The organism is Tenacibaculum discolor (assembly GCF_003664185.1).
GTDB lineage: Bacteria > Bacteroidota > Bacteroidia > Flavobacteriales > Flavobacteriaceae > Polaribacter > Polaribacter discolor.
In genome coordinates this window covers 375,675-388,026 of sequence record NZ_RCCS01000004.1, presented here as the reverse complement: position 1 = coordinate 388,026, position 12,352 = coordinate 375,675, and the positions used below count along the sequence as shown (strand labels likewise).

At 31.3% G+C, this 12,352-nt stretch carries 11 protein-coding genes; 7 read left to right on the top strand and 4 right to left on the bottom strand.

Going from position 1 to position 12,352, the window contains the following annotated elements:
• Positions 1 to 13 precede the first annotated feature (13 nt).
• Both porN and C8N27_RS02295 read left to right on the top strand, forming a co-directional pair.
• Entirely contained in the window at positions 14 to 874 is an 861-nt protein-coding gene (gene porN, locus C8N27_RS02300; RefSeq protein ID WP_099215902.1) for a type IX secretion system ring subunit PorN/GldN, read from the top strand.
• A 75-nt stretch (positions 875 to 949) separates the two neighbouring features.
• Positions 950 to 1,999: an NAD(P)/FAD-dependent oxidoreductase gene (locus C8N27_RS02295; RefSeq protein ID WP_121146124.1), complete on the top strand. Its 1,050-nt coding sequence runs from the start codon at positions 950 to 952 to the stop codon at positions 1,997 to 1,999.
• Between the two features lie 64 nt (positions 2,000 to 2,063).
• Here C8N27_RS02295 and C8N27_RS02290 read toward each other — a convergent pair whose 3' ends face one another.
• Positions 2,064 to 2,459: a DUF983 domain-containing protein gene (locus tag C8N27_RS02290; RefSeq protein WP_121146123.1), complete on the bottom strand. Its 396-nt coding sequence runs from the start codon at positions 2,457 to 2,459 to the stop codon at positions 2,064 to 2,066.
• 119 nt (positions 2,460 to 2,578) lie between these two features.
• Between C8N27_RS02290 and C8N27_RS02285 the strand changes: the two genes are divergently transcribed.
• Positions 2,579 to 4,495, top strand: a complete 1,917-nt coding sequence (locus C8N27_RS02285; RefSeq protein ID WP_121146122.1) for an ABC-F family ATP-binding cassette domain-containing protein — start codon at positions 2,579 to 2,581, stop codon at positions 4,493 to 4,495.
• An 83-nt stretch (positions 4,496 to 4,578) separates the two neighbouring features.
• On the opposite strand, the gene C8N27_RS02280 is transcribed toward C8N27_RS02285, so the two are convergent.
• Both C8N27_RS02280 and C8N27_RS02275 read right to left on the bottom strand, forming a co-directional pair.
• Positions 4,579 to 4,881 carry a hypothetical protein gene (locus C8N27_RS02280; protein ID WP_121146121.1) on the bottom strand — a complete coding sequence of 101 codons (303 nt, stop codon included), beginning with the start codon at positions 4,879 to 4,881 and terminating at the stop codon, positions 4,579 to 4,581.
• Positions 4,882 to 5,126: 245 nt separating this feature from the next.
• Positions 5,127 to 5,519, bottom strand: coding sequence for an SMI1/KNR4 family protein (locus C8N27_RS02275; protein WP_121146120.1), 393 nt, complete (start codon positions 5,517 to 5,519; stop codon positions 5,127 to 5,129).
• Between the two features lie 454 nt (positions 5,520 to 5,973).
• On the opposite strand from C8N27_RS02275, the gene C8N27_RS02270 reads away from it, so the two are divergent.
• From C8N27_RS02270 to C8N27_RS02260, 3 genes are read left to right on the top strand one after another with little or no spacing between them, the layout of a single operon-like run.
• On the top strand, positions 5,974 to 6,837 hold the full coding sequence (locus C8N27_RS02270) for a winged helix-turn-helix domain-containing protein (RefSeq protein WP_121146119.1): 864 nt from the start codon (positions 5,974 to 5,976) through the stop codon (positions 6,835 to 6,837).
• A 31-nt stretch (positions 6,838 to 6,868) separates the two neighbouring features.
• Complete coding sequence (locus C8N27_RS02265; RefSeq protein WP_121146118.1) at positions 6,869 to 7,810, top strand: 1-aminocyclopropane-1-carboxylate deaminase/D-cysteine desulfhydrase; 942 nt, start codon at positions 6,869 to 6,871, stop codon at positions 7,808 to 7,810.
• Positions 7,810 to 8,604, top strand: coding sequence for a glucosaminidase domain-containing protein (locus tag C8N27_RS02260; protein WP_121146117.1), 795 nt, complete (start codon positions 7,810 to 7,812; stop codon positions 8,602 to 8,604). The genes C8N27_RS02265 and C8N27_RS02260 overlap by 1 nt, the downstream gene beginning before the upstream one ends.
• Before the next feature lie 175 nt (positions 8,605 to 8,779).
• Here the strand turns inward: C8N27_RS02260 and C8N27_RS02255 are convergent, their stop codons facing one another.
• Positions 8,780 to 9,910 carry a vWA domain-containing protein gene (locus tag C8N27_RS02255; protein ID WP_121146116.1) on the bottom strand — a complete coding sequence of 377 codons (1,131 nt, stop codon included), beginning with the start codon at positions 9,908 to 9,910 and terminating at the stop codon, positions 8,780 to 8,782.
• A 238-nt stretch (positions 9,911 to 10,148) separates the two neighbouring features.
• Between C8N27_RS02255 and C8N27_RS02250 the strand changes: the two genes are divergently transcribed.
• The gene (locus tag C8N27_RS02250) at positions 10,149 to 12,350 is read left to right on the top strand and encodes a tetratricopeptide repeat-containing sensor histidine kinase (RefSeq protein WP_121146115.1); all 2,202 of its coding nucleotides are present in this window, start codon (positions 10,149 to 10,151) and stop codon (positions 12,348 to 12,350) included.
• Positions 12,351 to 12,352 lie beyond the last annotated feature (2 nt).

The window sequence follows — 12,352 nt, the reverse complement described above, 5'->3', positions numbered from 1 at the left end:
AAAACAAGAAAGTATGAATTGGAAGCGTTTTTATATGGTTTTATTCGCATTTGCGACAACAGGTCTTGCAAGTGCACAAGCTAACCTTTTAAATGCTAAAAAGGTAGATGAAATTGGATTTAAATCTGAAGCTCAAATCGCTTCAGAAGATGACAAACCACTTCCTTATGGCTATATTAGTGATAGAGATGTGTTGTGGTCTAAAGTGGTGTGGGAGTATGTAGATTTAAACCAAAAAATTAATCTACCTTATTACTACCCAATTGATACTATGAATGCTGGGTTAACAAGACGTTCTTTATTTGATACCCTTTTAAAAGGTATTAAAAATGGTGAAATTACTGAGGTTTATAATGATTCTTACTTCACTACAAAAATAGGAATGGATGAGGTTAAAATGATGACGTTTAATGAACGTCAGAATGGAGACTATGTAGATCCTTACTATGTTAAGTCTGAAGATATCAAAGGATACATGTTAAAAGGTATTTGGTATTTTGACAAGCGTCAAGGTGAATTAAAGTATCGTTTATTAGCATTAGCACCTATGGGACCAGATGTACAGGTTATGGGAGTAGAAGAAATTGATGACAGCGAAAATGTTTATGAGTTATTTTGGGTGTTTTTCCCAGCTGCTAGACAAACGTTGCACGAATCAAAAGTATTCAATCCTGAAAATTCAGCGCAACCACTTTCTTATGATAACTTGTTAAATGCAAGACGCTTTAACTCAACTATTTTGAAGGAAGAGAACATTTATGGAGATAGAGCTATTTCTGATTATGTTCGTGGAAATTCTTTATTCCAGTTGTTAGAAGCTAATAGAATTAAAGAAGGTATCCGTAATAGAGAAATGGATATGTGGAATTATTAATATTCCTTTCTATATAAACAAAAAAGAGCTTGCATTGCAAGCTCTTTTTTGTTGTAATAATAGTACTTTTGAACTATGAATAAAGAGGTAGATTATATCATTGTAGGTTTAGGCTTATCAGGAATAGCTTTTGTAGAACAATTAATTAAAAATAATAAAAGCTTTATAGTTTTTGAAAACAACTCACAAGTTTCTTCTGTAGTTGCTGGAGGAGTATATAATCCTGTAATTTTAAAACGATTTACACCTGTTTGGAATGGGCATGAGCAATTAGAAAAAGCAATCCCTTTTTATCAAAAATTAGAAAAGAAGTTACAACTTACCTTAGATTATAAATTTACCACTAAAAAAGTATTCACTAGTGTAGGAGATGAAAACAATTGGTTCATAGCCTCGGATAAACCGATGTTGTCTTACTACATGAATCCAAAGATTTCAAAAGAAAAAATCAAAGGAATTATAGGAGATTATGGTTTTGGAGAACTAAAGGGTACAGGAAGAATCAACACGCCTTTGTTAGTGAGATCCTATAAAGAATATATCAAGTCGTTAAAAAGTCTCGTAGAACAAGCTTTTGACTATTCAAAACTAAACATTCAGGAAGATAAAGTTAGTTATGATAATATCACAGCAAAAAGAGTTGTGTTTAGCGAGGGTTTTGGTTTGAAGAAAAATCCATTTTTTAATTATTTGCCTCTAAATGGAACCAAAGGAGAAACCATAACAATTCATGCTCCTGAACTGCAAATAGATTTCTTATTAAAAGGAAGTGTTTTTGTAATGCCATTAGGTAATGATACTTACAAAGTAGGAGCCACTTTTAATTGGACGGACAAAACATCTGTTCCAACAAAAGAAGGTAGAAAGGAACTTGAAGAAAAACTACAAAAAATAATATCAGTTCCATATACCGTTATAGAACAATCAGCGGGAATTCGACCTACAGTAAAAGATAGAAGACCCTTAGTAGGAAAACATCCAGAATACCCAAAATTAGCCGTTTTAAACGGTTTAGGAACAAGAGGTGTAATGATTGCACCAACTGTTGCTGAAAACTTGTATAACCATCTTGAAAACAACGAAGAACTAGACAAAGAAATAAATATAAAAAGGTTCGCTGAATAGCGAACCTTTTTATATTGTTATACTTTTAAGGAACCAGAAGCTAAAAGCTTATTCCTAAAATAGTTTATTTTTCTGACTGTAATTCTTTAGCGTCTTTTTTATAACTCACAAAAATATTAATCCAAATAATTCTAGAAAGTCTTAGAGTAATAGGAGTTAAAATTAAAGAAATAACTATAATAGCTATAAAACTATGTAAAATAGATAAGCCAATAAAAACTTTAGCAATAATAAAAATAGCAACAAAAAGAGCCACAGCAAGAGCATAATTTACATACATGGCACCAAAGAAAAAAGAAGGTTCCATCATGTATTTTAAGTTGCATTTTGGGCAGTTTTCGTGCAAAGTAGTGACTTTTTTAGGATTGAAGTTAAGTTTGTATTTAAAAAACTCACCTTCATGACAACGAGGGCATTTACTGTTGAAAATACTATATAATTTACTCCCTTTTCCAAACATTTCTTCTGGGTATTAAGTTCAATTAACTATTTGCTTTTTGTAAGTTTGCACAAATTTCAACAAAAATAAAACTCTTGTTTGTAACTCTAGTTACAAAATCAAAGTAATTTTCTAAAAATATGTTAAACGTACACGACGTATCAGTTTCATTTATGGGAACAGACTTGTTCTCAGGAATCACCTTTAAATTAATTAAAGGAGACAGAATAGGATTAATAGGTAAAAATGGAGCTGGAAAATCTACTTTATTAAAAGTGCTTTCTAAAGATATAGAGAGTAGTGGAGGAACCTTAGCGTTTGATAAAGATGTACGTATTGGTTTTTTACGTCAGGATATTGATTTTGTACACGGAAGAACTATTTTAGAAGAAGCCTATCAAGCATTTACTGAAATTAAAGAAATTGAGTTAGAGTTAGATGAGATAAATAGGCAATTAGCTGAAAGAACTGATTATGAAAGTGAAGCATATAATCAGCTAATTATAGATTTAAACGAAAAAACTGAACGTTACGAATTATTAGGAGGATACAACTATCAAGGAGAAACCGAAAAGATTTTACAAGGATTAGGATTTCAACGAGAAGATTTTAATAAGTTGACTGATACTTTCTCTGGAGGTTGGCGTATGCGTATTGAGTTAGCAAAACTACTTTTACAAAACAACGATATTTTATTACTCGATGAGCCTACTAACCACTTAGATATTGAATCTATTATTTGGTTAGAGAACTTCTTAAAAAATTATGCAGGAGCCATTGTACTAGTATCGCACGATAAAATGTTTTTGGATAACGTAACCAACCGAACTATAGAAATTTCTTTAGGACAGATTTACGATTATAAAAAGCCGTATTCTGAGTTTTTAAAACTGCGAGCTGAAATTAAAGAAAAGCAGTTGCAGACACAGAAAAATCAACAAAAAGAAATAGAACATACTGAAAAGTTAATTGAGAAATTCCGTGCAAAGGCAAGTAAAGCTTCCATGGCACAATCCCTCATTAAAAAGCTAGAGAAAGTTGAACGTATTGAAGTAGATCAGGACGATAACGCGGTAATGAATGTTCGTTTTGCTATTTCGAAAGAGCCAGGTAAAATTATTGTAGAAGCTGAAAACCTATCTAAGAGTTACGGCGAAAAAGAAGTGTTGAAGGATGTTAATTTATTGATTGAGCGTAATAGTAGAATTGCTTTTGTAGGTCAAAACGGACAAGGGAAATCTACCTTAGCTAAAATGATGGTAGGAGAAATTCCGTTTGAAGGAAACTTAAAGCTAGGACATAATGTAGAAATAGGATATTTTGCTCAGAATCAATCTGAAGAATTACCACCTGAAAAGACTGTATTGGAAATCATGGAGGATGCTGCTACCGATAGCAATAGAATGCGTGTGCGAGATATGTTAGGTTCGTTTTTGTTTGGTGGAGAAGCAGTAGATAAAAAAGCGAAAGTACTTTCAGGAGGTGAACGAAATCGTTTGGCATTGTGTAAGTTATTGCTATCACCATTCAATGTGTTGATAATGGATGAGCCTACCAACCACTTAGATATTGCTTCTAAAAATGTACTAAAAAAAGCCCTACAAAACTTTGACGGAACCTTAATCGTAGTATCTCACGACCGTGATTTCTTACAAGGATTAACCACTACGGTTTACGGATTTAAAGACCGAGAAATAAAAGAATATTTAGGTGATATTGATTATTTCTTAGAACAACACAAAATGGAAAGTTTGCGTGATGCTGAGAAAAAAACTGTAGTAAAGGCAGAAAAAGATACGTCTAAAAAAGAAGCCTATCAACTATCTAAAGAACAAGAAAAGGAACTTAAAAAGTTAAAAAACAGGCTGAATAAAATTGAAACACAAATCGCAGGTTTAGAAGCTGAAATAGAAAGAATAGATTTAGAGTTAGCTCAAAACTATGATGAAGTGTCTTCACGTCCTAATTTCTTTGAAAACTACAAAGCTAAAAAAGCAAAAGTAGACGAACTGATGGAAGAATGGGAGCAAGTAGAGGAGCAGGTTGCTGGGTTTTAGAAGGTGATTTACTTATATACTTAATTTGAATATATTCTAAGTAAGAAAACCAAAGCAATGTTTTTTTGGATTGTTATAAGTAGTTATTTTATTTTCTGTTCCAGTAAGTATTTGATTTCTTTAGATAATCGACAAAGATAATCTCTAGCTATTTCCTCAGTCCCATATAAATTATGGAAATCAGTTAGTTTCCGTTTAGGTGTAGTTAATTCATCTTCTATATCTTTAATAAATATTTCAAGATACCTTTTGTCGTGTTGAGCAAAAGCCAAAGCAATTCGATTAACTTTTTCTTGAGATACTTTTTCTTTTTCAAAAATTATATGATATAGAGGGTGGGAGAAAGAAGAGTCTAGTCTACTTTCAATTAAAGATTTACCTTTCAATTTTCAATATCCTTGACCACATTTTTTACACTCGCTCGAAAGAATATTATTTGAGTTTAATAAAAATATTAGGGGAGTTCCACATCTCCAACAAAAATCTTCCATAGTTTTAGATATTATCAATAAAGTTTTTTAGTGTTTTAAGCACCTAATTTAGCAAATGCTATCATTCAATTGTAATTTCGTTGCTTTCTATTAATAATGGAGTTAACTGATCTTTTAATACACTTTGTTGTGCATAGTTTTTATCCATCCAATTCAGTTATAGATTCCGCTATTTTTTCTACTTGTCCGATTTCATGGTTCCAAAAGTGAATTTCGTCAGTCAAAATTCCGTTTCCACTATGAGTCAAGATTATTAGATTTCCAAATCCGTCGAACCCGATAACAATTCCATTTTTAGGAAATCCATTCCATTCACGAGCGTTTTTTGTTTCGAGTGCAATGTGATTACAAGTCCGACTTATTCTTTTTCGGTCAGATTTGTCAAAAAAAGGATATAGTTCAAATTCAAATTCGTCTGTAACTAATTCGCCTCCATTTAATTTAATCATTCGGTTTTTAAATTCAGACGGGAATTTTACGTTTAATTCTGATTCAGTCTCTCTAATATATTTTTCGTCTAAGTCAAATGGCATTTTAAATTATTTTTTTTATTTTGAGAATTACTGAATTATACACAACATGTCATAAAAGAACTAAAAGTATTGTTATCCCGATTTTCACAGATGATAAAAATAAGATTTCAGCAATTTTATTCATTTCAATTTTCGAGTTTCAATATAGTAAAATAATGTCATTTCGAGCGAAGGGAGAAATCTAAACAATCTATGTAACTCTTTTTAATGAGATTCCTCCCTCTGGTCGGAATGACGTTTTTATTTGTCATTTCGAATAAGCGATTTTATGAGCTACTGAGAAATCTTAAGGTTGTGAGTTACTTTTATTAATGAGATTTCTCCTTGCAGTCGAAATGACAGTAAGTGTTTTCCCTCTGGTCGCAATGACGAGAGATAAAAAATGTCAAAAAAGTGTAAAAGAAATGTCAACTCTTGTTTAAAGCAATTGAAAAGTAGGATATTTGTAGATAGTATGAGTAAGAACTTTAATTTAATAATATCCAAAATAGGATTATCCCTATTTACTGTAATAATCTTGTTTACTTCGTGTACAACCAATGAAAATCTTTCAGAACGCGTAAAAGTTTCACTTCGAAATGTAGGACACCAGTTATTGCTAAGTAATGCAGATACTACCTCATTAGTTTTACCTGTACAACAGTTGAGTGAATCAACCTTTAAGCTAAGTTTTCAAAACAATTTGAAGATTGAACCAGATGGTTTGGTAACTTTAGTGAATAGGAGTTTTAAAAAGTCAAGTTTTCCATCAAATTACATTCTAGAGGTTAAAAATTGTGATGATGAGGAAGTAGTGTATAGCTACGAAATGCAGAAAAAAGAAGAAAAAGCAATAATCCCTTGTAAAGGAAGGGCGTTGCCTACTAACTGTTATTTTATAGAAGTTCAATTTCTTAAAATAAGCACGTCAAATAATAATCAGTTTATTTTTTATGGATTACTGTTTTTAATAGCTGTACTTGTAGGTTTTGTGTTTCAAAAAAAGAGGAAAAATAAAACAGCGACAACTAATAACCTAACGAATGTAGTAAACTTAGGAATTTTTGAGTTTTACCCAGAGCAAAACAAGTTAGTAAAACAAGCTGTAGAAATTAGTTTATCTAAAAAAGAATGTGAGTTGTTAGAAATTCTTATCAGTAAACCTAACGAAATTATAAAACGTGAAGAGTTAACCAAAAGAGTTTGGGAAGATAACGGTGTAGTAGTTGGAAGAAGTTTAGATACGTATATCTCTAAACTTCGTAAAAAGTTAAAAGACGATACTTCTATAAAAATAACCAACATTCATGGAGTAGGATATAAGCTAGAAATAGATTAAAGGCTTATTTTTGCGTTGATAACTTTTTAAAATGCTGTTTCAACTAGAAATTTCCATACCAGAGAATGAACAAATTCATTTACCTATTTTAAAAACAAAAGGAGTTGAACTTTTTGTAAAACGGGAAGATACCATTCATCCGTTTGTTTCGGGAAATAAATTTAGGAAACTCAAATACAATATTGAAGAGGCAAAACGACAAGAGAAAGACACCTTGTTAACTTTTGGAGGTGCTTTTTCAAACCATATTGCAGCTACTGCATCCGCAGGGAAAATAGCAGGGTTTAAAACTATTGGAATTATTAGAGGAGATGAACTAGGTAAAGACTTAGTTAAGACCCTTTCTCAAAATGAAACTTTGAGAAATGCATATGAGAATGGTATGCAGTTTAAGTTTGTTACAAGAGAAACCTACCGAAACAAAACTTCCGAAGAATTCATCAATGAGTTAAAAAATGAGTTTGGTAATTTTTATTTGGTTCCAGAAGGAGGAACGAATGCATTAGCGGTACAAGGCTGTGAAGAGATTTTAACAAATGAAGATGAAAAATTCGATTATATTTGTTGTGCAGTAGGTACTGGCGGAACAATTTCAGGATTGATAAATTCAGCTAAAAAACATCAAAAAATAATAGGGTTTCCTGCATTAAAAGGTGATTTTTTAGTAGATGAAATCAAATCTTTTATTAACAAGAATGAGTATTGGAGTTTGCAAAATGAGTATCATTTTGGAGGCTACGGAAAATATACAGAGGAGTTAATCCGTTTTATAAATGAATTTAAAGAGCAAACTGGTATTTTACTAGATCCTATTTATACAGGAAAAATGTTATTTGGAATATTAGATTTAGTGGCAAAAGACACATTTCCGAAAAACAGTAAAATACTGGCAATTCATACAGGAGGTTTACAAGGAATAGCAGGAGTAAATCAAAAATTAAAGAATAAAAATCAAGAGTTAATAAAGGTTTAATGAGAATAAAGGTAGTTTTTTTAGCAGTGTGTGCTGTAATATTGACAAGTTGTGGATCAGGTAAAAATGTAGTGAAAAGTACACCAAATGAGGTGGTTTTAGAACCTAGAGAAGAAAAAATGCCTGAGTTACCACAGTTAGAGCAAATACAAAAACCAATATCAACTACTACAAATCATACCGAAGCATATATTCAAAAATTTGCGCCAATTGCGGTTAAGAAAATGCACGAACATGGTATTCCTGCTAGTATCACCTTAGCACAAGGAGTATTAGAATCAGGAAGTGGTAGAAGTGCATTAGCTCTTAGATCAAACAATCATTTTGGAATTAAATGTCATAGAGGTTGGCAAGGGCATAGTGTAACTCACGATGATGATGAAAAAGGAGAATGTTTTAGAAAATATAAATATCCAGAAACATCGTATGAAGATCACTCTCAGTTTTTATTAACTCGTAAAAGGTATGCAAGCTTATTCAGGTTGAGACATACAGATTACAAAGGTTGGGCTTATGGGTTAAAAAGAGCAGGATATGCAACGGACAAAAAATATCCTCAAAAATTAATATCTATTATTAGAAAGTACAATCTAGATAAATATGATAGAGTAAGACGAGATGGTTCTCTAGCAGCAAAAACACCAACTTATAAAACAAGTTCTCATAAAGTTCAAAAAGGAGATACGTTGTATTCTATATCGAGACGATATAATATTTCGGTACAACGATTAAAAGAAGTAAATGGGCTAAGTGACAATAATATTAGTATTGGTCAAGATTTGCTAGTAAAATAAACGAAATGTCATTTCGAACTGTAATGTAACGGAAGTGAGAAATCTGAAGGGCTTTGATTCTGTTTATAAAAAATATTTACTGTTTCTTTGAATGAGATTCCTCTCGTTGGTAGGAATGACGACATAAAAAAGCGGAGTAAAACTCCGCTTCAACTTAACCAAACCCCAATCAAAACTACCAAGAGTAATTTTTCTTTTTTGCTTGTTTTTTGATAGCCTTAATCATAACACTTTCTAATTCATTTTTTTTAGAACTTTCGCGTTGTTTTTTTGCTACATAAGACTTTCTTTTTTTATTTAACTCTTGAATTTTTTGCTGAATTTCAGCACGCTCTTTACGTTTCTTTTCAACATACACTTTAATTTCTTTGGCAGATTTGTTTTGTAACTGTTTAGGAAGTTGTTTCTTTTTTAAAGAGCTATAATCAATTTCTTTTTCCTCTGAAGCATCCACCAAATCCCATTCTGCATTCTTATATAGTTTAGAACTTTTAGTTACGGCACGTTTAACTACTACAGCTTCATCTAAACTTTCAGCATTCATATCTTGTTTAGCTTGATTACTATATTTAGAATATCCATAAGAACCATAGTGAATGTAAGTGTCATTTAAACGTTTGTTTAAAATAATAATATCGTTATCATATGGAGTTACAATATGTACAATATGCTTGTTTTGATTAATAGTCATATAATCACCACCGCCATAAATAGCTCCGTCTTGCCATCTTCCAGTAATACCTTGGTTATAATCACCACAAAAAATAGTATTTATGATAACATCTTTTTCTTTAGCATTTGTAATAGCATCTCTGTAATTAATTTTTCCTTGAGTAAAAGGTTCATTTCCTGCAATAAAAATCATTTTTAAATCACGTTTATTAGCTCCCCAATCTAATTCGTCTAGTGACGTTTGTATTACTTGACCACAATATTCGCTACCACCATTAGTACTCAAAGAAAAAAGATGCTCAGAAATTTCATCTAAATCACTAGTAAACTGTAAAACTTGTCGGATATAACCTTCTCTAGAAGATAAAATTGAGTTTCCATATTCGTACAAAGCTATTTCTAAGTTAGGTGTGGTACCGTTACATTTAGCATACGAGAGTTCGTTTACAATTTCCCATAATTGTGCTTTTGCCTGATTGATAAGTCCATCCATACTATTACTTGTATCTAGTAATAATGCAACTTTAACGGTTTGTTTTTTTACTTTTCTTGTACGTTGATTTTCATTAGCAAACGTAGTTGTTGTTAGTAGTACTAAGCAAAAGAAAAATACTTTGAATGCGTGCGTTTTCATAATTTTTGTTTTTAGTTATTAATTGGGTAAAAAGTTTGATTGGTGTTAATTTCTATTCAAAATTACCCCCAACTTTTTTCTTAAAAAATCAAGAATGAGTGAACAAGCTATTTTGTTTAGGGAAATGATAAGTTAAATGAGTAAGCCTCATTTTTTAACTACTTTTTATAGTGTTTTAGAGAGTTAACCGTTTTTTTGTATGGTATTTTGTGAGTATGTTTACAGTAAGAAATAAAGAATGAAGAAACTTTTTTACATACTATTACTCCCTATACTTTTACTGAGATTTTCAGAAGTATACTCTCAAGTAGGCAAAGAACTATCGAAAGAATTTTCAGTAAAAGTTCAAGTGGTGAGTAAGGAAACAAATCGTCCCATTAAAGATGCGAGAGTAGAAGTAAACGGACGAACTTTCCGGTTTTCTGAAATAACGGGAAACTATACTGTAAAAGCAACAGCAGGAAGCCAATTGGAAGTGTCACATCCTAATTTTGATCGTGTTTTTTATACAATTAAAGATGATGAAGATATAAAGGTGGAAGTTGAAGGATTTACATCTAAAAGAAAATCAAAACTAAGCTCTTATAGTAAAAGAAAGCAAGTAGGTTTATACTCACAATATTTAGACTCAGTTGAGTTTTATAAAAAGAAAGATATTGATAAAAGTTTGTCTTTTGTTGAAAAAACGTTGTTGACAAACCCTAATAAAAACCAAAGAGCACATGTATTCAAAGAATTAGCAGATGTGTACTTTTATTGGAAACAGTACGATTTAGCGGTTGAAAATTATCAAATTTCTTTACAAGAAGTGAATTCGCCCAGAATTCGTCTGAAATTGGCTAAAGCAGCATTTTTATCTGAAGATTATAGTAGTAGTGAACAAAACTATTTGCAAAGTTTACAAAGCGGAGTGTTAAATAATTACTTGCGTTTAACTGCATATCAAGGGTTAGGAGACGTGTATTTAGTCCAAAAAAACTATAACAAGGCTAAAGCAAACTATGAAAAAGCATTAGAAATTGCGAAAAAGAACTTAATCACTCCTAAAATAACAGATTTAAATTCTAAACTAGCAGAAGTTTTTGCCGCTCAAGGAAATACACAAAAAGCTGATGGATATTTTAAGAATTCTTTAAAATTAGCATCTGAAGAGAACAAGAAACGTTCGTTAAAGGAACAGCAAAAAGTAGCCGATTTTTATAACAAATCTCAACGATACGACGAAGAAATTCAGTTGAGAAAAGAGAGCTTAAAAGAAGCAGATGATATAGTTGTAGAGGCGGAGAGTAACGAATCGTTAGTTGATTCAATTACCTCACAAAAAATCAACTATAAAATAGGTAATGCATATATGCAAAAATCTGAATATGAAGAAGCAATTCCATATTTAAAAAAGAGTATTGCAGATGCTGATAAAAACAAAGATTTAATCATTCAAAAAGATGCTACTAAGCGCTTATCAGAAGTATACGCAACAGTAGGAGATTATACAGAAGCCTTAAAAACTTATCAAAATTATGTAACGCTGGTAGATACGTTGTATTCGAGAAAAGAGCAGGAAATTCAGCAAGTAAAACGTTTTAGTAAGCGAATTTCAGACAATCAAAACAGGATAGCGAGTTTAGAAAAAGATAAAAAATTAGCAGATAGTAAAATCAGTTTAGCATATAAAGATCAGCAATTAGTTCAGGAAAGTAACAAGCGACAAAAATGGATTATTTATTCATTAATCGGAGGTTTTTTATTGATGAGTCTGTTGGTGTATTTTATGTTTAGAACCAACAAGCAACAAAAATTAGCAAACAATTTATTGGCATTAAAGTCGATGCGTTCACAAATGAATCCGCACTTTATTTTCAATGCATTAAACTCAGTAAATAGTTTTATAGCAGTAAATGATGAACGAAGTGCAAATCGATATTTATCAGAATTTTCAGTATTAATGCGTTCGGTATTAGAAAATTCAGATGAAGATTTTATACCATTGACTAAAGAAATTGAGTTGTTAGAATTGTACGTTAAATTAGAACATAACCGTTTTAAAGATAAGTTCGACTATAACATCCATATTGAAGAAAGTATACCGCTAGAGCAATACTCTATTCCACCAATGTTACTACAACCGTATATAGAAAATGCTATTTGGCATGGGCTTCGATATAAAAAAGAAAAAGGAAAACTTCAAATTTCGATGCTTCCTAAAAATAATGAATCTATTACAATTTTGATAGAAGATGATGGAATAGGAAGGGAGAAATCAATAGAAATGAAGACGAAGAATCAACTCAAGCAGAAATCTAAAGGAATGAGCACAATTAAAAATAGAATTGCTATTCTGAACGATATGTACCAAGATAAAATATCTGTGATGGTTTCTAATGTTTTTGAGGACGGAAGTGGGACTAAGGTTGAATTGACACTAAAAAAAGACGAAAATTAGCA